The 18,370-nt window shown below is 75.3% G+C and carries 16 protein-coding genes; 6 read left to right on the plus strand and 10 right to left on the minus strand.

Annotated elements, in window-relative coordinates; translation table 11 throughout:
- Positions 1-37: 37 nt before the first annotated feature.
- From AC0NH5_RS11315 to AC0NH5_RS11335, 5 genes are all read right to left on the minus strand, one after another.
- The gene (locus tag AC0NH5_RS11315; RefSeq protein ID WP_474402582.1) at positions 38-484 is read right to left on the minus strand and encodes a DUF6069 family protein; all 447 of its coding nucleotides are present in this window, start codon (positions 482-484) and stop codon (positions 38-40) included.
- Positions 477-935, minus strand: coding sequence for an SRPBCC family protein (locus AC0NH5_RS11320; protein WP_474402584.1), 459 nt, complete (start codon positions 933-935; stop codon positions 477-479). Before AC0NH5_RS11320 ends, AC0NH5_RS11315 begins: the two co-directional genes overlap by 8 nt.
- On the minus strand, positions 932-1,273 hold the full coding sequence (locus AC0NH5_RS11325) for an ArsR/SmtB family transcription factor (RefSeq protein WP_474402586.1): 342 nt from the start codon (positions 1,271-1,273) through the stop codon (positions 932-934). The genes AC0NH5_RS11320 and AC0NH5_RS11325 overlap by 4 nt, the downstream gene beginning before the upstream one ends.
- Before the next feature lie 142 nt (positions 1,274-1,415).
- On the minus strand, positions 1,416-3,239 hold the full coding sequence (locus AC0NH5_RS11330; protein ID WP_474402587.1) for a hypothetical protein: 1,824 nt from the start codon (positions 3,237-3,239) through the stop codon (positions 1,416-1,418).
- Between the two features lie 5 nt (positions 3,240-3,244).
- A complete protein-coding gene (locus tag AC0NH5_RS11335) occupies positions 3,245-4,018 on the minus strand; it encodes an ABC transporter ATP-binding protein (RefSeq protein WP_474402589.1) in 774 nt (257 codons plus the stop codon).
- An 81-nt stretch (positions 4,019-4,099) separates the two neighbouring features.
- Here AC0NH5_RS11335 and AC0NH5_RS11340 point away from each other — a divergent pair, with 81 nt between their 5' ends.
- Both AC0NH5_RS11340 and AC0NH5_RS11345 read left to right on the plus strand, forming a co-directional pair.
- Positions 4,100-4,918, plus strand: a complete 819-nt coding sequence (locus AC0NH5_RS11340; RefSeq protein WP_474402591.1) for an alpha/beta hydrolase — start codon at positions 4,100-4,102, stop codon at positions 4,916-4,918.
- Positions 4,915-5,805 carry an RNA polymerase subunit sigma-70 gene (locus tag AC0NH5_RS11345; protein ID WP_474402592.1) on the plus strand — a complete coding sequence of 297 codons (891 nt, stop codon included), beginning with the start codon at positions 4,915-4,917 and terminating at the stop codon, positions 5,803-5,805. Before AC0NH5_RS11340 ends, AC0NH5_RS11345 begins: the two co-directional genes overlap by 4 nt.
- 220 nt (positions 5,806-6,025) lie before the next feature.
- Here AC0NH5_RS11345 and AC0NH5_RS11350 read toward each other — a convergent pair whose 3' ends face one another.
- Genes AC0NH5_RS11350 through AC0NH5_RS11370 form a run of 5 tightly spaced genes read right to left on the minus strand, consistent with a single transcriptional unit; the run spans position 6,026 to position 12,780 of the window.
- Positions 6,026-6,910: a cellulose binding domain-containing protein gene (locus AC0NH5_RS11350; protein ID WP_474402594.1), complete on the minus strand. Its 885-nt coding sequence runs from the start codon at positions 6,908-6,910 to the stop codon at positions 6,026-6,028.
- A gap of 17 nt (positions 6,911-6,927) precedes the next feature.
- A complete protein-coding gene (locus AC0NH5_RS11355) occupies positions 6,928-7,296 on the minus strand; it encodes a DUF742 domain-containing protein (protein WP_474402596.1) in 369 nt (122 codons plus the stop codon).
- A gap of 27 nt (positions 7,297-7,323) precedes the next feature.
- Entirely contained in the window at positions 7,324-9,000 is a 1,677-nt protein-coding gene (locus AC0NH5_RS11360) for a sensor histidine kinase (protein WP_474402597.1), read from the minus strand.
- Entirely contained in the window at positions 8,978-11,695 is a 2,718-nt protein-coding gene (locus AC0NH5_RS11365; RefSeq protein WP_474402598.1) for a helix-turn-helix transcriptional regulator, read from the minus strand. Before AC0NH5_RS11365 ends, AC0NH5_RS11360 begins: the two co-directional genes overlap by 23 nt.
- The gene (locus AC0NH5_RS11370) at positions 11,692-12,780 is read right to left on the minus strand and encodes a hypothetical protein (protein ID WP_474402599.1); all 1,089 of its coding nucleotides are present in this window, start codon (positions 12,778-12,780) and stop codon (positions 11,692-11,694) included. Before AC0NH5_RS11370 ends, AC0NH5_RS11365 begins: the two co-directional genes overlap by 4 nt.
- A 221-nt stretch (positions 12,781-13,001) precedes the next feature.
- Here AC0NH5_RS11370 and AC0NH5_RS11375 point away from each other — a divergent pair, with 221 nt between their 5' ends.
- The 4 genes from AC0NH5_RS11375 to AC0NH5_RS11390 are packed head-to-tail and all read left to right on the plus strand — an operon-like array spanning position 13,002 to position 18,311.
- On the plus strand, positions 13,002-13,922 hold the full coding sequence (locus AC0NH5_RS11375) for an IniB N-terminal domain-containing protein (RefSeq protein WP_474402600.1): 921 nt from the start codon (positions 13,002-13,004) through the stop codon (positions 13,920-13,922).
- Between the two features lie 59 nt (positions 13,923-13,981).
- Entirely contained in the window at positions 13,982-15,925 is a 1,944-nt protein-coding gene (locus tag AC0NH5_RS11380) for a dynamin family protein (protein ID WP_474402601.1), read from the plus strand.
- Positions 15,922-17,319 carry a hypothetical protein gene (locus AC0NH5_RS11385; protein WP_474402603.1) on the plus strand — a complete coding sequence of 466 codons (1,398 nt, stop codon included), beginning with the start codon at positions 15,922-15,924 and terminating at the stop codon, positions 17,317-17,319. Before AC0NH5_RS11380 ends, AC0NH5_RS11385 begins: the two co-directional genes overlap by 4 nt.
- Positions 17,320-17,357: 38 nt before the next feature.
- On the plus strand, positions 17,358-18,311 hold the full coding sequence (locus tag AC0NH5_RS11390; RefSeq protein ID WP_474402604.1) for a dipeptidase: 954 nt from the start codon (positions 17,358-17,360) through the stop codon (positions 18,309-18,311).
- The last annotated feature ends 59 nt before the right edge of the window (positions 18,312-18,370 follow it).

The following is an 18,370-nucleotide window of genomic DNA, read 5'->3' on the forward strand; positions in this document are numbered from 1 at the left end:
GCCGTACCCGAACTGGCTGTGGGCTCGGAGCGTGGCCTCACCGTCGACCCGGCGCGCTGCTCGCGTGTGCCGGCCCCGCTGCTGCGCTGCCGGCTCTCCGGCCCAGAGCCGGGACGGCCACCAGGATGATCGGCACGAGCGTCAGGTGGCACACCGCCAGGGCGACCTTGCTGGCGGTGTCGAAGTCGGCGGGCAGTGTCATCACGGCGATGGTGCCGACCGCCAGCACCGGGCCGGCGACGAGCGCGACCCTCGTCACCCAGGCGGCCCGCGGCGCCAGCAGCGCGACGACGGTGAGCCCGGCGACCAGCGGCAGCAGGCTGAACCCCGCCACCGTCACGGCGTCCACCTCGGCCCGGCCCTGCGGCGAGGTGAAGGCGAACGTGCCACCGGCGGCCCGCCCGGCGAGGTGGACGGCGAGGTTCACCAGCACCGCGACGGCGCCCGCCGCGGCGATCAGCGCCGCGCGCGGAAGCCTAGACATCGCGCACCGGCCGGCGGGTCAGGAAGGCCTCGATGCGGGCGAACGCGCCGGCCCACACCTCGGTGACGAAGAAGTCGCGGATCTCCGGCGCCGGGAACCCGCTCTGCACGACCGTCATCAGTGTGCCGCCGTCGCTCGCCAGGAAGGAGATCTCGATGCGGGTCGTCATGGTCATGCCGTCCGGGCTGACACCCGTCGACTCGGTGACCAGGCGGTGCGGACGGTCGATCTCCACGAACGTCTGCGTCTCCCGGAACAGCATGTCGGGGCTGGGTCCCCACACCGCGGTCTGCCGGCCACCGACCCGCAGATCGACGTCGATCTCCACGATGCCCGGCTTCTCGTCGAGGATCGTGAACCAGATCTTCTGCTGCTCGGCGTCGGTGTAGGCGTCGAACACCTCCTCGGGCGTCGCGGGCAGCTGCCGCGTCATCCGCATCTCCAGCGTCATCGTGGTCCTTCCGGGTCGGATCGCAGAGTGAAGTAGGCGTCGAGGCCGTCGAGACGGCGGGCCCAGAGCCGTTGGTAGAAGCTGATCCACGCCATCGCGTCGTCCAGCGGTGCGGTGCCGAGACGGCACTGCCGCGACCGGCCCACCTTCTCGGTGACGACGAGGCCGGCGTCCTCCAGCACCCGCACGTGCTTCTTCATGCCGGTCAGCGTCATCCCGGTGGGCCCGGCGAGCTCCCCGATGGTCGCCGGGCACTCGCCCAGACGCACCAGGATGCCGCGGCGGGTAGGATCCGCCAGGGCGGCGAAGACGCGATCGAGGACGGCTTGCTGAACCATGCGGTTCACCTTAAGACACTGAACCAACAAGTTCAACATCCGATTCTGGTACGACCTGTGCCAAGTCCCGTGGCCACACCGCGACCACGCTGCGACCTCGCGGCCGCAGCGCGGGCCGCCGGGCGGAAGCGGCCCGTCACCCTCACCCCGCGGCGGGCCCCTCGTCCGGTGTGGACGCCCGGATCGCGGCGACCAGCAGCACCGTCCCGACGGCCACCGACAGCACCGCCACCGGCCAGCGCAACGGCGCCGCCAGATGCATCACCAGGAACCACGACCGCACCTCCACACCGGCGAGCAGGAACGCCATCGGGACGAGGCCCTGCGGCACCGCCGCGATCGGCCCCAGAATCCAGCCGACGATCGCGACCGCCGTGCGGCGCCGCGAGGAACCGGCCGGGGCCGGCGGCGACACCACCACCGGCGGCGGCCGGCTCGGCCGGGTCGTTCGCATCAGCTCCAGCAACTCGGGTCCGCGCTGTCGCAGCCGCCGATGCGCGACCCGCCCCAGCCACCACGCCGTGCCCACCCCGCTGACCAGCCCGGCCGGCACCCCGCTCCAGCGCAGTACGTCGTCGTCGAGCAGCGTGCCGGCAAGCACCAGCCCAGCGGCCGGCAGCGCGGGCAGCAACCCGGCCCAGAACAGCAGGAACGCGGGCGCGGTGACGTCGGCGTGCGCCGCCTCGCCACCGGGCCGCCGGTGCCGGTCCGGGCTGGGCACCAGCGCGACCACCGACAGCCACGCGACCAGGCCGAGACCGCCGCCGAGCAGCGCCGGGGTCAGGGCCAGCACCCACGGCCACGTCCAGGTCAGAGCGCTCCCGCCGGTCAGCACGACCGCCGTGACCGCGACGAGCGGGCCGAACACCAGCAGCAACGCGAGCTGCCGCCCGCGGATCTCGGCCCGCTCCGTGCCGGTCTGCAGGGTCAGCCACAGCGCGGTGCCGCTGTCACCGAGGAAGTTCACCGCCGAGGTGGCCGCCATCAGCGCCAGCATCGGCGCCGTCCACGGCAGCAGGACGGTCGACCCGAACGTGAGCGGCAGCAGCGTGGTGCCGAACGCCCACACCACCGGTACGGTCACCGCCTGCGCCCGCCCCGGATCCCGCCGCCAGGCCCGCAGCTCCTTGAGCAGGACCGCGCCGGTACGCGTGGCGAACGGCCCCCGCCGCCGCGGCGCGACGTCGGCACTCCCGCGGACCGTGACCCGCCCGGTGCGCGGAACGTCCAGCCCGCGGCTCCACATCAGCAGCAGCACCAACAGGAACGCGGCCATGCCCGCCAGCGCGCCGAACGCCACCGCCCAGGACCCCCGCCCCGCGGCCTCCACCACGGTCAGGCCCCAACCCGACGGGACGGCCCGCAGCGCGATCGCGACCGGGTCCGGGAAACCGGCGTCCAGCACGCCGGACACCACCACGGCGACCAGCAGGATCCAGCCCGACTGCAGCAGCACCTGCAACGCCCCGAGGAACGTGCCGGTCAGCACCGCACCGGTGCGCGCGGTGGCGAGCCGGGCCAGCGCGCCGGTGCACACCCGCGCGAGCAGCACCACAGTCACCAGCTGCAGCGCGGTCGCCGGCACCGCCACCAGAGCGGCCCGGAACCCGAGCCTCGTCGCGTACGAAATGATGCTCGTCAGCGTGAGCAGAGTGACCAGCGAGGTCACGCCGACGAAAGCGGCACCCAGCAGCCCCGTCGCGAGCCGGCGGCGTGGCAGGCCCAGCAGAGCGAAATGCTCGGTGCGCAGCACCGGCGGCCCGGCCCACAGCGGGCTCGCGATCCAGCCCAGCAGCCACGTGAGATAGACGGCGGCGAGCAGGTCGGCCGCCACCTCAGGGCCGACGGCCGGGGTCAGGCTGAGCCAGATCGTAGCGCCGCCGAGCACGGTGCCGGCGACCCCGCCGAGGACCATCCAGGCGAGCTTGCCGCCGGTCGTGGCGTTCCGGAGGATGGTCAGCTTCATCCGGATCAGGACGCCAACCACGACAGCCCTCTCGCCTCACCCGCCCCGCCGGCGTCCCCGTCCGCGGCCAGCGTGACGAAGGCCTCCTCCAGCGTGCCGTCACCGCGCACCTCGCCGAGCGGGCCCGCCGCCGCCAGCCGCCCGCCGACCATCACCGCGACCGTGTCGCACAGCTGCTCGACCAGGGCCATCACGTGGCTGGACAGCACGATCGTGCCGCCCGCCGCCACGAACCCGGTCAGAATCGCCTTGAGCGCGACGGCGGACACCGGGTCGACGGCCTCGAACGGCTCGTCCAGCACCAGCAGCCGCGGGTTGTGCAGCAGCGCCACGGCCAGGCCGATCTTCTTCCGCATCCCGGTGGAGTAGTCGAGCACCAGCGTGCGCTCGGCGCCGGTCAGCTCCATCACTTCGAGCAGTCCCTGGGCCCGGTCAGCGGTCACGCCCGCGTCCAAGCCGCGCAGCAGGCCGAGGAAGGTGAGCAACTCACGGCCGGTGAGGTGCTCGGGCAGCGCCAGGTCGGCGGGCAGCACGCCCATCATCGATTTCGCCCGCGCCCCGTCCGGCCAGACCGGAACGCCGAAGACCGCCGAACCGCCCGCGTCCGGCCGCAGCAGCCCCACCGCCATCGACAGCGCGGTCGTCTTGCCCGCCCCGTTCGGCCCGACCAGCCCCAGAAAGGCGCCCCGCGGAACCACCAGGTCGAGCCCGTCCACCGCCACCTTGTCGCCGTAGACCTTGCGCAGCCCGCTCAGCTCCAGGGCGCCGTGTCCGGTCACCGCCCACCGCCTCCCGATCGACGCCTGTCACAGTATCGGCGGACCCGATTCCTTCTCGCCTCCGCCGCGGTCTGTGTCGGTATGACGACGACAACCGACCCGAACCGGCTCCTCTGGGAGGAGCGTGCGGCCGGCGACAGCAGCCGCCCCTGGGAATCCCTGGCCACCGACCCCGGCGACCTCGAGGAGAAGACGGACGACTCGGGGCTGTGGCTGCGCCCGCCGGGCGCCGTGGACGACCGCGTCGTGCTGGCGATCCACGGCGGCGGCTTCGTCAGCGGCTCGGTCGCCACCCACCGCAGGATGTTCGGCCACCTCGCCCTGGCGTCCGGGGCGACCACCCTGGTCGTCGACTACGGACTGGTTCCGGAGCAGGTCTACCCGGCACAGCTCGACCAGGTCTTCGACATCTACCGCACCCTGGCCGGTAAGCGCGTCGCGCTCGCCGGCGACTCCTGCGGCGCCACCCTCGCGCTGGGCATCGCCCTGCGCGCGCGGGACCTCGGCCGTCCCGCCCCGGCCGGTCTCCTGCTCTTCTCGCCCTGGGTCGACCTCACCGCCTCGGGCGCCGGCTACGACACCGGAACCGACCCCTTCTTCACCACCGAGCTGGTCCGCGGGCTCGCCGCGGCCTACCTGGCCGGCGCCGACCCCGCCGATCCCGTCGCTGACCCGGCCCGGGCCGACCTCACCGGCCTGCCACCCACCTATGTCCAGGTGGGCGCGGACGAAGCCCTCCTCGACGACGCACGGCTGCTGGCCCGCCGCTCACCCGGCGTCGAACTCGACGAGTTCCCCGGTCAGCTGCACTCCTTCCAGATGGCGGCCGGCCGTTCCCCGGCCGCCGACGACGCGATCGCCCGGGCCGGTTCCTGGCTGCGCCGCACACTGGCATCATGAGCGCGCCCACGGCACCCGACTTCGCCGCCGCCACCGACCATCTGCGCCGCGACCTGACCGCGCACTGCTACCGGATGCTCGGCTCCTGGGACGAGGCCGAGGACGCGGTGCAGGAGACCTACCTGCGTGCCTGGCGGGCCTGGGAGCAGTTCGAACACCGCGCTTCGGTACGCACCTGGCTGCACCGCATCGCCACCAACGTCGCCCTCTCCGCGCTGCACGGGCGCACCCGCCGGGCGCTGCCCACCGGCCTGGGCGCACCGGACCCGGCCGGAGAACCGGAGTACCTGCCGGCCGAGACCTGGATCCAGCCGTACGCCGACGACCGTGACGACCTGCGCCTCGCCCTGATCGCCGGACTGCAGACGCTCACCCCGGGCCAGCGCGCGATCCTGCTGCTCCGCGACGTGCTCGCCTACTCCGCCGACGACGTCGCGGCGATGCTCGGCCTGACCGCCGGCGCGGTCAAGAGCACCCTGCAGCGCGCCCGCGCCCGCCTCCAGCACGCCGCACCCCACCCGGACGACGTCGCCGAGCCGGACAGCCCCGTCGCGCGCCGGCAGGTGGACGCCTATCTGACCGCCTTCCGCACCGCTGACATCACCGGGCTCACCGCCATGCTGCGGCGTGACGCCACGTTGGAGCTGATCCCGGGCCGCCGCTGGTACGAGGGCCTCGCCGCCTGCCTCCCGGTGTTCGCCGAGGCGGTGGGCAGCCCCGGCGACTGGCAGATGGAACCCACCGTCGCCAACAACCAGCCGGCCGCGCGGGCACGCCTGCTGGGCCGGCCCTTCGGCATCGCGGTGCTCGACTGCCGGACCGACGGCATCGCCGCCGTGACGGTCTTCGCCGACCCCACCCTGTTCTCCCGCTTCCCACCATCCTGACAGCCGGCTCCGGCCCGCCCGGCCGTTCCAGCCGCCGGCCCGGGCCGACCCGCCGCGCTTGCCGTCGCTCTCGGCCGGCTGGTCCACAGGGCTGTCCGAGGGCCCGCCGGACCGCTTCGGGAGTCGACCGCGCGCGAGTGGCTGGTCAGCAGTGCTGTTCCCAGTGCCTCGGAACAGAACTGCTGACCCAGCCCGAGGCGCGGGGAGTGGCCGGGTGGGGTCAGTCGGGTAGGCCGGTGCACGGCTGGTCGTTGACGCTGCATGCGGTGGGTTGCGCGTCGACCAGGGTGGCGCCGCGCACGTCGAAAGTGATGACGACGGGAGCTCCGGGTGAGACCGTCCGGGTGTCCTCGACCGGGATGAACGTCCACACCGCGCCGTCCTGTTCGGCCTCCGCGCCCGAGACGTCGGCGATCCGCAGGGTGGCGCGGGGCAGGGTGACGCTGAGCCGCCAGTCCGCCGACGGGCCGGAGCCCTCGGCTTCGAGCGTGACGGCGGCCCGATAGCCGAGCAGGCCGCTCCCGTTCGCCGCCGTGTATTCGGCGGTCAGCACGCTCGTGCCGGCGGCGGCCGGCGCGCTGCGGGACGGGGTGGCGGCGGCTGCGGAGGGGCTGCGGGACACCCGCGCGGACGTCGAGGCGGAGGCCGACGGCGTGGGGGAGGACGCCGAGGTGGGCCGCGAGGACGGGGTCTGCTGGGCGGTGATCGGCGGGGCGAGGCTGGTGGCCGGCGGGGGAGCGGGCGCGGCCTTGCCGGGCAGCGGCAGGTCGGTGAGCCCGCCCGGTGTGCCCAGCAGCGCGCCGACCAGCACGACGACGCCACCGGCCGTGCCGAGCACGCCGGCGAGCAGCCAGAGCGGAACGGTCCGCCGCGCCGCGGCGGGGTCTCCGGCAGCGCCCTGCACGGCGGGGTCTCCGGCAGTGCCCTGCGCGGTGGGGTCGTCGGCGGCGCCGGCTCCGGGGGAGCTGCCGGCGGCCCGCTGCGCGAGGGCGGCGGCTTTCCGGCGGCCGGGCAGGTTGCCGGTCTGCACGGCGGTGACCACGCTGAGCATGGCGTCCAGCAGCACGACCGACGGCGAGCGCCGGGGCTGCGGGGAGTCGTTCATCGGGCGGGCCTCCGGGTTCACAGCGATCGCAGACCGCTGAGCAGCTGCTGGAGCAGCATCTGGTCGGGGCGGTCCGCGGTGTCGCGGGCGCTGGGGAGGGTGATCAGGCCGGCGTCGCGCAGGTCGCTGAGCAGCACGCGTACCGGGCCGAGCGGCAGCCCGAGCCAGGCGGCGATCTCGGACACCGACACCGGTCGTTCGGTGAGGCGCATGATGGTCGACGCCGGGGCGGACAGGTCGCCGTGCGCGGTGGCGCCGGGCGTCCGCTGGACGATGGCGCTGAGCGTGATCTCGTTCGTGGGCGGCTCGGCGCGGCCTCCGGTGATCGCGTAGAGGCGGACGACCGGCCCGGCGTCGTCGTCGTACCAGACGTCTTCAGTGATCATGACGACCTCCGTCAGCATCCCGAGCCGTCAATTGCCGGCGACAGAAAGATCTACGTACGTGGCCGCCGGATCGCTCATCGGCCCGGGTCCATCGGTCACCAGCGCGGCGGGCAGCCGCACCTCGGCGACGAGTCCGCCGGCCGCGCCGCGGGAGAGCCGGACCTCGATGTCCCGCCCGGCGGCGAAGCGGCCCACCGTGTAGAAGCCGGCCCAGAGCCCGCCGGCCGGTGGCGCCGGGTCGGCCATCACCTGCCGGGCGGTGTCCAGGTCCAGATCACTCATGCCCGGCCCCGCGTCGGTGACGGTCACGGTGTAACCGCCGTCGTCGTCCCGGCTGCCGCTGACCCGCACCCGGGTCTCGGCGGGGGAATGGGTGACCGCGTTCTCGATCAGCTCGGCCAGCAGGTGGGTGACCTCGAGGACGGCGTCGCCGGCCAGCGCGGCCGGCTCCAGCTGGGCGGTCGAGACCCGCTGGTAACCGTCGACCTCGGCGGCGGCGCCACGGGCCACCTCGCCCAGCGGCAACGGCTCGTGCCACTGCCGGCCGGGCGCGCCCCCGGCCAGGGTGATCGCCTTCTCCACATTGCGCCGCACCCGGGTGGCCAGGTGATCGGCGCGGAAGAGCTCGCCGAGGGTCTCGTCGTCGGACTGCCGGCGCTCCATGCCGTCGAGCAGGCGCAACAGCCGGTGCACCAGCCGCTGGCTGCGGACGTGCAGGTCGAGCAGGAGGTCCTGCAGGGGCGCGGCCTCCGGGCCGGAGCGGCCGGGCGAGGACACCCCGGAACCCGGGCCGGATCTGGAGCCGGGCCGGGTGCCGGACGAGCCGCCCGCCCGGCGGGCCACCACGAGCGCGGCCAGCACGGCGACCAGGCCCACGCCGGCCACCAGCCCGGCATAGGCGATCGCGCCGATCGCCCCCGGGGTCGCCGACTCCAGCGTGTCCCGGACCGCCCGTGTCTCCGCCGCGCGCAGGGCCGCGACGACCGGGTCGGCCGCCGCCGCCCAGTCGGCCGGTGCGATCCGTGGCCCCCGGCCGAGCAACAGGCGTTCCTCCACCGCCTCCAGCGACCCGGAGCCGGTCGCTTCCGGGGCGCCCGGGGCCGCGGTGAGCCAGGCGCGGCGCTCACCGGCCAGGCCGCCGACCCGGAGCAGTTCGGCGTCGCTGACCCCGGCCGGTGTGCTCAGCGCCGTCCGCAGCAGCGCGTCCTCCGCGGACAGCGCCTCCCGGGCCCGGGCCAGTGGGCCGGCGGGCAGCCACGGCATGCCGAGCCCGGCGCCGACGACCGCCTGATAGGCAGCGAGGACCTCGAGGCGGCCGCTCTCCCGGGCGTCCACCTGGGAACGGATCGTGGCGAGCGCGCCGAGGCCGGCGGTCCACTCGCCGACCGAGCGCACCGCGTCCGGGGAGTAGGTGTGCGCCCGCGTGCTGAGGTCGGCCGCGACCCGGTCGGTGTGCTGCCGTGCCGCGACCAGGGCCGTCGCCTCGCCGCCCGCCAGGTGGGCGACCGAGAGCCGGCGTTCCTCCTGCAGCGCCACCACCACGGTGTCGACGGCGCCGCCGAGCCGGTCGGCGGTGGTGCGGGCCTGCACCCGGTCGACCGCGGCGAGCACCGCCGGCACCGCCGCGGCCAGCCACAGGACGACGAGCAGAAGCAGCCCGGCGCGCACCCGGGCATCGATGTCACGCCAGCCGCGACGTCTCATGCCGGACTCCTTCCGCGATGTTCCGGGCAGCCGGTCGCGGCTCGGGGGAGGTGGGCCGCGCGGGTTGGCCGGCGGGTCGCGGCTCGGGGGAGGTGGGCCGCGCGGGTTGGCCGGCGGGTCGCGGCTCGGGCGGGGCGGTCCGTGTGGGCTGGTCGGCCAGCAGCTCGCGCAGCCGGGCCAGCAGCTCCCGCCGGTCGGTGCAGCCCAGCCGCTGCCGGATCCGGGCGACGTGGTGCTCGATGGTCTTGGCCGACAGGTAGAGCCGCTCGGCGATCTGCTTGTAGGTCAAGCCGGCGACGACCAGGGCGGCCACCTGCTGTTCCCGCTCGCTGAGCAGCGGCCCGGTCGCCTCGGTGGTGGGTGCCGGTTCGGCGGCCGGCCGGCCCTGCAACGCCCGGGCGCAGTCCAGCAGGACGGTCATCGCCTTGCGGTCGGTGGTGCGGATCGCGGCCTGCCCGGCGAGCCGGGCAGCGTCCCAGACCAGGCCGGTAGCGGCCAGCTCCCGGGCGGCGGCCTCGACCCGGTCCGGATCGATCCGGTCGGTGATCACCGCCAGCCAGCTCCGCGCGGCCCCGGCCAGCGCCGCAGCGAACGGGCGCCCGGCACCGCGTTCCGGCCCTGCGGCGGAAGAACGCCCGGCCGGGTGCCCGCCGGCGAGCCGCTCCAGGGCCGCGGCGTGCCGCTCGGCCTCGTCCGGTTGCTCGGCCAGGATCGCGGCGTGCAGCCGGCTCCAGTGCAGCGGCGCGCTCCACAGCGGGGGGTCGCCGAGGCGTTCGAGGAGGCTGTCCGCCTCGCTCAGGTGGGCGGCGACCCGGGCCTGTTCGCCGAGCCGGGCCGCGGCCACGGTCAGCTCGCCGAGCGGCAGCAGCGTGAACAGGTCGACGGGCTGGCTGATCAGGACCTGGCAGGCGTCCGGCCAGACGGCCCGCAGGCCGACCGGGTCGCTGTCGCGGCGGGCCAGGGCCACCCGCAGCGCGGTGGCGAACAGCAGGTCGCGGCCGGACAGGCCGGGCGCGGCCACGTCCCGGGCCGCGGTGGACAGCCGGTCGGCAGCGGCGAGGTGCCCGCGCAGCATCCGGCCCCAGGCCTGCAGGAGCAGGTGGCGCGGGGCCAGCAGGGGACCGCCCGGGCAGGCTTGGACCGCCCGGGCGAGCACGGTGTCGGCGGTGTCCAGGTCGGCGGTGTGCAGGGCCACGATCGCGGCCAGCGCTGCAGGGCTGTCCGGCAGCAGGGCCGCGGCGCCCGCGGGTTCCAGCAGCGTGGACGCCTGGACCAGGGTGGACAGTGCCGCGGCGGGCGAGCCGGTGATCGACTCCTGGACGCCGCGCGCCGTCAGCGTCGCGGTCGCCTGGGCCAGGGTCGGCGGGCCGTCACCGGCGGTGGCGGCCAGGGCGGCGAGCACCTCGCCGGCCTGGGCCACCCGGCCGGTGCCGGCCAGCCCGACGGCCCGGAAACCGGCGGCCGGCCCGGGTCCGGCCCAGCGCAGCAGCTCGGTGGCGCTGTCGAGCCGGCCGCGGTGGGCCATGGCGACCGCGGAGACGTACGCCGACTCGGCCCGCTGAGCCGGTGAGCCGCTGGTGACGGCGCGGTCGGCGAGCTGGGCGGCCAGGTCGAGGTCGCCGGTGAGGGCGATGGCCAGGGCTCGCCGGGCGACCGCCGGCCGGCCGGCTTCGGCGGCGGCGGCGAACAGCCGCGCGGCCAGTGCCGGGTCGGTGTCCAGCGCCTCCTCGCCGGCGGCCTCGAAGGCAAGCCCGAGCTCCGGGCTGGTCCGGGCGGCCACGTCCGGCGAGGTCGGCAGCGGCGAGGGCAGCAGTGGTGACGACAGCAGCGGCGAGGTCAGCGGCGACGGCGACGGAACGGTGCTGTCACCGCCGTCCGGGAGCAGGTGACGCACCAGCGGCAGGACCGGGCCGCCGTGGGCCATCCGCAGCACCGCGAGCCGCTGGCGCACGTCGATCCGCTGGGCGATCGGCCCGAGCGCCGCCAGCGCCTGCCGGGCCAGCGGGACCAGGGCGCCGTCGGCGCCGAGCATGCCGGTGGCCTGGCCGGCGGCGACCAGCTCGGCCACGGCACGCTGGTCACGGCCGAGGAGCTGGGCGATCAGATCGTACGAGAGACCGGCGCCGGCCTCGACCGCGAGCAGCAGCGTGCGGACGTCGGGGTCGAGCTCGTCGAGTTCCGGGGCGAAGGGCGCCAGGGCGGCGGCCGGGATCCGGGACGGTGCCTCGACGGCGAGCCCACCGGCCAGCCGCTCCACATAGCGCGGCACGCCCGCGCTCAGGGCGGCCACCGGTGCGGCCAGCGCCGGGCCGACCCGCTCCTCGATCTGCGCGAGGGTCATCGGCGGCAGCACGACCGGCGCCTGCCCGCGCCGGAGCACCTCGGTGAGCGGGGCGAGGGCGTCCGGGCGCGGCCACGGCCGGTACGCCACCACGATCCGCGCGTCCGGCCGCTCCGCCCGGTCGCGCAGCAGCCGCAGCCGTTCCTCGTCGAGCCGGTGCGCGTCGTCGACCAGCAGCACCCGGCTCTCCGGCGCGCTCCACGGCGTGCCGGCCGGGACACCGGCCTCGCGGTACGCCCGTTCCAGCTCGGCCAGCAGCGTGCTCTTCCCGGATCCGCCGGGGGCGCAGACCGCGGCGCGCACCGGGGCGCCCGGGTCGGCGCGCACCCGGTCCAGCAACTCCTCCGCGTTCATCGCCGGCCCACCGCGGGCCCGGCGACCTCCAGCGGCGGGCGCGGCGGCATCGCCGGTCCGGTGGCGCGCACCGGCGGGCGCGGCGGCATCGGTCCGCTGTCCTGAGGCGGCTGCTGGGGCATCGCCGGCCCGGTCACCCGCAGCGGGGGACGCTGCGGCATCGCCGGCGCGACGACCTGCACCGACGGGTGCGACGGCACCACCGCGGGCTCCGGGACGGTCAGCCGGGTGCCGGTCACCGGCAGCAACTCGGTGGGCGTCACCAGAATCTCGGACCTCTGCTCCGGCCGGCGTGGCGGCAGGCCCGGGTCGCGCAGCGACAGCGCGGCGCCGCGGGCCACGGTGAGCCACGGGTCGTCGTCCCGGACGACCGGCGTCGCGATGGCGCCGGCCAGCGCCTCCACCACCACCGGATGCGCGGCGCCGCCGCCGGCCGGCAGCACGGCGGCCAGGTCGTCCAGGCCGATCCGGCAGGCCCGCGCGGTGCGGCGGAGCAGACCGAGGAGCGCGGCCGTCGCGTCCCGGGCGCCGGCGGCCAGGTCGTCGCCGCCCAGCTCGTCGGTCCCGGCCACGCCGAGCACCTCCAGGCGACCCGGCTCGTACGGCACCGCGAACGTGACCTCGGTGCTCACCCGGCCGATCCGGCAGACCGCGACCGGGCGGCCCACCGGCACCGGTCGCCCGGTGGCCCGGTGGCGTTCCACCACGGCATGGGCCCGGGTGACCAGCTCGACGTCGCCCATCCCGGCGTCGTGGAGGGCAGCCCGCAGCAGCCCGGTCCGGCCGGGCCCCCACCCGGTGGGGCAGGCCACCGCGATCCGCTCCGGTCCCCCGCCCCGCCGCTGCCACACCCCGTCGGCCGCCCGGCGGACCTGCTCGACCACCAGCGCCTGCGGCGTGATGAACAGGTCGTCGTAGAAGACCGGCACGTCGTCACCGCACCGCCGCAGCAGCCCCGGCACGGCCGGCGGCGCGTCGGTGGCGACCGGCTCGGCCGGGCCCCAGCCGGCCGGCCCGGGTGCGCGGCGGCAGATCGCGGTCCAGGCGGTGCCGGATCCGGCGTCGACGCCAAGAAGGTACGGCAAGTGAAGCTCCTCATGATTCGGGACTTCATGTTCGTACCAGATCGGGCATCCGGGGTCTTCCCCCAAATTCGGCGCACTCGATCCCCTAATCCCCTAACGCGGGACGCCCGGGAAGGGGCCGGCGAAGGGGGTGCGGGAGGGGGACGAACCCCGATGGCAGGCCGGGTCCCGGCTCCTAGCGTGGTCGGCACATCACCGTCTCATGAGGAGATCGCTTTCCGATGGAATCGTCCCCGACGCTGCAGGACTTCATCCTCAACCTGATCTACGACCCGGATGCCCGGTCGGCGTTCGAGCTCGACCCGCACGGCACGCTGGACGCGGCCGGTCTCGGCGACGTCACCGCCGCCGACGTGCAGGACGTGCTGCCGCTGGTGCTCGACTACGCGCCGCTGGCGACCACGCCGGTCCTCGACGGCCTCGGCCCGGTGGACGACCTGACCACCGGGGTGGCCCACCTCGACGTGGCCGGCGCGGTGGCGCACCTGCAGGCGATCACGACTCAGGTCGGCGGGCTGCCGTCGCACGTGGCCGGCGATCTGAACCTCGCCGCGGTGAGCACCCTGACGGTGACCACCGACGTGGCGACCGGCGTGCTGAACACCGGCGGCGGCCTGCTCGGCCACAGCGAGGTGGGCGTCACCGCCGTGCCCGCCGTGCACACCGGCGCCGACCTCGGTGGTCTGGGCGTCGCCCACGACCCGGCGGCGGGCCTGGACGCCCCGATGACCACCATGGCGGACTACTCCGGCGCCGGCGTGGGACACAGCGGCGCCGAAATCGGTGGTAACGGGCACAGCGGCATGCACACCGGCGTGGACTACAGCGCCGACGCGCTGATCTCGGGTGCCGGCGTCACCGGCACCCTGGACGCGACCGTCGGCACAGTGACCGGCGTGACCGGCTCGCTCGGTGTCGGCATCGACGACCTTGACGTGTCCGGGGTGAACGAGGCAACCTCTTCGGTTGTCGGAGCGGTCGGCGCGGGCGGACTGCTGCCCGACGGCAACGTCGTGGACGACGCGACCACCGTGGTCGATGACACCGTGTCCGGTGTCACCGGGCTGGTGAGCGGGTCGGCCGAGCCGGTCCTGGACACCGGTCACGACCTGCTCGGCGGGCTCACCGGCCCGCACTTCTGATCCCCGCCCGGGACGGCGCTGCCGCACCGGGCCGCACGAGAGGCAGGACGCGCGTCCCGATGAAGAGTTGGGAGGTCGGACCCACGGCGTATGCGGGTCCGGCCTCCCCCGCCCGGCCGGACCGGACGGAACTCGACGCCCGGTCCACGGTGCCCGGACCGGCGCTGCTCTGGCTCGACGTCCTGGACGCGGCGATCCGTGCCTGCACCGACCACGGCCGCCCCGACCTGGCCACCTGGCTGTGGAAACGCCGGACACAACTGCTCGACCCGAACCTGCGGGTGCTGGTCGCCGGCGCCGCCAGACAAGGCAAGAGCCAGCTTATCAACGCCTTGATCAATGCCCCGGTCTGCGTGACCGGGGACGACCGGGGCACCGCCGTGCCGACCGTCGTCCGGCACACCGGGGAACCGGTCGCCCACCTGATCCGGCGGGACATGCCCGGCGCGGACTGGCCGGCGGACGCGGGCCCGCACGACCGCATCGCCCTGACCGTGGACCGGCTGGCCGACGTGCTCACCGAGACCCTGGCCGGCCAGCCCGCGGCAGCGGTGGAACGGATGCACGCCGAGGTGGGGCTGCCCCGCTCGCTGCTGGCCGCCGGCCTCCAGCTGATCGACACCCCGCCGCTGCCCGGGCTGCCGGGCGCTCTCCCGGCCGCGCTGGAGCAGGTCAATTCCCTGCTCACGGCCGGGCACGCCGACGTGCTGCTGCTGGTCTGCGAGGCCGGGCGGGAGCTCACCGACGCCGAGGTCGCGCTGCTGGCCGACCTGGCGGCCACCTTCCCGAGCCTGGTCGTGGCGTTCACCAAGACGGACTGGTCGCCGCACTGGCGGCGCGCGGTGGAGTCCAGCCGGATGCGGCTGGCGCAGGCCGGTGTCCCGGCCACGGTGGTGCCGACGTCGGCCGCGCTGCGGGCCGGCGCCGCCCGCACCGGAGACGCCGCGCTCAACGCCGAATCCGGCTTCCCGCAGCTGATCGGCATCCTGCAGACGCTGACCGCCGCGAAACATGATCGGCTGGCCCGGGCCACCGTCGGACTGCTCGGCCGCGCGGTCACCGAGCAGCTGGCCGCCCCGCTGCGCGACAACCTGGCCGCGCAACGTGCCGAGACCGCCGGGTCGGACGCCATGACCCGCCTGCACGAGGCGCAGCGCCGGATGGACCAGCTGCGCAAGTGCACCACCCGCTGGCAGAGCCGGCTGGCCGACGAGGTCGCCGACCTGATGTCCGACGTGGAACACGACCTGCGGGAACGCACCCGCGCGGTGATCGCCCGCTCGGACGAGTTCTTCGCCGAGTCGGACCCCTTGAAGGCGTGGGACGAGTTCGAGTCCTGGCTGCGTGCGGCGCTGCTGGAGACCGCGCAGACCAGTCTCGGCTGGCTCGGCGACCGCGCGGCGTGGCTGGCGCGGTCGGTGGCGGCCGAGTTCCCGCCGGAACTGGGCGAGGTGCTGCCGCCGTGGTCGCCGGCCGTCTCCGACGACCTGCCCAACCGGGTGAAGGACCTGGAGAGCCCACCGGCGGAACGGTTCACGATCACCCAGAAGCTGTTCACCGGCCTGCGTGGGTCGTACGGTGGCGTGCTGATGTTCGGTCTCGCGACCAGCCTCAACGGGATGTCGCTGATCAACCCGATCTCCCTCGGCGGTGGCGTCGTCTTCGGCGGCAAGAGCATCCACGAGGAGGGCAAGTCCCTGCTCAAGCGCCGTCAGGCGGCCGCCCGCGCCGCCGTGCAGCGGCACGTCGACGAGATCTTCATCGGCATGGCCAAGGACGCCAAGGATTCGGTACGACGGGTGCAGCGCGCCCTTCGCGACCACTTCACCGTGGTGACCGAGGACCTGCAGGACGCGATCGTGGAGTCGCTGCGCACCGCGAAGGTCGCCGCCGAGCAGGAGGCCGCCGAGCGGGACACCCGGGCCCGGCGCGTCGAGCAGGAACTGCTCCACCTCGCCGGCCTGCAACGGCAGTCGCTGGCCCTGCTGCAAGCGCCGGCATGAGCGGCGACACCCTGGAGCACCGGGTCCGGGGCCTGCTCGACCAGGCCGCCCAGGTGTTCCGCGGCAACCCCCGGGCCGAGACGTGGCTGCGCCGGCACCGCGAGCGCCTCGGCGAACCGTTGCGGGTGGCGCTGACCGGCCCGCCCGGATCCGGCCGTTCCACGCTGGTCAACGCCGTCATCGGCGAGGACGTGGCGCCGCCGCGGTCGGACGGTGTGCCGGTCTGGTTCCACGACGGGCCGCACCCGGTCGCGCGGGTCTTCCCGGCGGCCGGCCCGCCGTCGGTGTCCCTGCTGGACCGCGGCTCCCGGGGCGGGCCCGTCGTGGCGCCGCCGGCACCCGGGACCCGGGCGGTCGTCGTCGAGTGGCCGTGCCGGGCGCTGCGGCACACCCGGCTGCTGGAGGCGGCCGGCGACGAGGCCGGCGCCGAGGCGGACGCGATCCTGCACCTTGTCCGGCACCTCGGCGACGACGGCCTCACGTCGGTGCCGGACACCCGGACGGCGCGGTCCGGCGTCGCCTGGCCCGTACACGTCATGGTGGTCCTGTCCCGGGCCGACGAATCGGCCGGCGGCGGCGCCGACGCCCTGGCCACCGCCAAGCGGATCGCCCGCCGCAGGCGCCGGGAGCCGCACGTCGCCGCGCTCTGCCAGGACGTCCTCGCCGTGTCCGGCCGGATCGCGTACGCGGGGCGCACGTTGCGTGAGGACGAGTACGCGGCCATCGCCACGATCGCCGCCCTGCCCCGCCCCGACGCCGAGGCGCTGCTGCTCTCCGCCGACCGGTTCGCCGGCGCCGCCGTCCCGATGGCGGTCCCCGCCCAGCGACGGGCGGCGCTGCTGGAGCGGTTCGGCCTGGGCGGGATCCGGCTGGCGACCACGCTGACCCGCACCGGCGCCCGGTCCCGGGTCGCGCTCGGCGAGCAGCTGGTCCGGCACAGCGGGCTCACCGAGCTGCAGGCCTCGATCAGCGACCTGCTCACCGCCCGGCGCGCCACGCTGAAGTCCCGGACCGCGCTGCTCGCGCTGGAACAACTGCTGCGTGCCGAGGCCCACCCGGCGGCCGGGCACCTGATCGCCGAGCTGGAACGCGTGATCGCCACCGCCCACGAGTTCCGGGAGCTGCGCCTGCTCGCCGCGCTGCGCACCGGCCGGGTGGAGCTGCCCGCCGAGCTGGCGGTGGAGGCCCGCCGGCTGATCGGCGGCGACGGCGACGCGCACTGCGAACGCCTCGGCGTCGACCCGGACACCCCGGCCGAACTGCTGTGGCCCGCGGCCGAGGACGCGGCCGCGCGCTGGCACGAACAGACCACCGCGGCCACCGCCGCCGGCGGCCGGCGCGCCGCCGAGGTCGTCCTGCGCAGCTGCACCGCGATCCTCGACGATCTGGGCTGATACGTTGGCTTGATCATCCGTCCGGCCGTGGAGGCGTCGTGTCGCCGTTCCTGTGGGAGCAGCACTGCTGCCTGCCGCTCACCCGGCAGGCCGACCTCGGTGAGCTGGCCCGCTACCGGCGGCCGGGCGGCAGCTACGTCTCGGTGAACGCGGGCTATGCGCCGCACGGCTACGACGAGGTGGTCGCGCTGCTGGCGGACTGGCGGCCACGCCTCGCCGCGGACGACCGGTTCGTGCTGGTGGCGGGACTGGACGACGTGGACGAGGCCGGTGACACCGGCCGGGTGGCCGTCGCGTTCGACCTGGAGGACTCCGGGCCCCTGGACGGGCGGCTGGAGCGGGTCCGCGAGTTCTACGACCTCGGCGTGCGCACCATGCTCCCGACGTACAACCACCGCAACGCGGCCGGCGGCGGGTGCCTGGACGAGACCGACGAGGGCCTCAGCGCGTACGGCCGGGCGCTGATCCTCGAGATGAACGCCGTCGGCATGGTGGCGGACGGCTCGCACTGCGGTGCGCGGACCGCGCTGGACATCAGCGAGGTGTCCACCAAGCCGATGATTTACAGCCACTCCTGCATGCGTGCGGTGTGGGACCACCCGCGCAACATCACCGACGAGCAGGCCCGGGCGTGCGCGGCGACCGGTGGGGTCGTCGGGATCACCGGGCTCGGGATCTTCCTGGGGCCCAACGACGCGTCGCTGGACGCGTTCGTACGGCACATCGACCACGCCGTCTCGCTGGTCGGGCCGGAGCACGTCGGGCTGTCCACCGACTTCTCCTTCGACGCGGAGGACACCAACGCGGCGGTCCAGGCGAACCCGGAGCTGTTCTCGGACTGGTTCACCCGGTGGGGGCCGATCAACTTCACGCCGCCGGAAGGGCTGCCGGCCGTGGAGGGGGCGCTGCGTGACCGTGGCTATCCGGACGACGCGGTCGCGGCCATCCTGGGCGGCAACTTCCGCCGCGTCGCCGCCGCCTGCTGGACCTAGCCGCTCTGTGTGGGGATTTCGGGTGCGGAGCGCACCCGAAATCCCCACACAGGTTGCGG

It is taken from the genome of Actinoplanes sp. 13, assembly GCF_056134165.1.

Bases quoted from the DNA above. Each gene is read 5' to 3' on its own strand.
- AC0NH5_RS11315 (WP_474402582.1), bottom strand. From the start codon at position 484: ATGTCTAGGCTTCCGCGCGCGGCGCTGATCGCCGCGGCGGGCGCCGTC.
- AC0NH5_RS11320 (WP_474402584.1), bottom strand. From the start codon at position 935: ATGACGCTGGAGATGCGGATGACGCGGCAGCTGCCCGCGACGCCCGAG.
- AC0NH5_RS11325 (WP_474402586.1), bottom strand. From the start codon at position 1,273: ATGGTTCAGCAAGCCGTCCTCGATCGCGTCTTCGCCGCCCTGGCGGAT.
- AC0NH5_RS11330 (WP_474402587.1), bottom strand. From the start codon at position 3,239: ATGAAGCTGACCATCCTCCGGAACGCCACGACCGGCGGCAAGCTCGCC.
- AC0NH5_RS11340 (WP_474402591.1), top strand. From the start codon at position 4,100: ATGACGACGACAACCGACCCGAACCGGCTCCTCTGGGAGGAGCGTGCG.
- AC0NH5_RS11345 (WP_474402592.1), top strand. From the start codon at position 4,915: ATGAGCGCGCCCACGGCACCCGACTTCGCCGCCGCCACCGACCATCTG.
- AC0NH5_RS11350 (WP_474402594.1), bottom strand. From the start codon at position 6,910: ATGAACGACTCCCCGCAGCCCCGGCGCTCGCCGTCGGTCGTGCTGCTG.
- AC0NH5_RS11355 (WP_474402596.1), bottom strand. From the start codon at position 7,296: ATGATCACTGAAGACGTCTGGTACGACGACGACGCCGGGCCGGTCGTC.
- AC0NH5_RS11360 (WP_474402597.1), bottom strand. From the start codon at position 9,000: ATGAGACGTCGCGGCTGGCGTGACATCGATGCCCGGGTGCGCGCCGGG.
- AC0NH5_RS11365 (WP_474402598.1), bottom strand. From the start codon at position 11,695: ATGAACGCGGAGGAGTTGCTGGACCGGGTGCGCGCCGACCCGGGCGCC.
- AC0NH5_RS11375 (WP_474402600.1), top strand. From the start codon at position 13,002: ATGGAATCGTCCCCGACGCTGCAGGACTTCATCCTCAACCTGATCTAC.
- AC0NH5_RS11380 (WP_474402601.1), top strand. From the start codon at position 13,982: ATGAAGAGTTGGGAGGTCGGACCCACGGCGTATGCGGGTCCGGCCTCC.
- AC0NH5_RS11385 (WP_474402603.1), top strand. From the start codon at position 15,922: ATGAGCGGCGACACCCTGGAGCACCGGGTCCGGGGCCTGCTCGACCAG.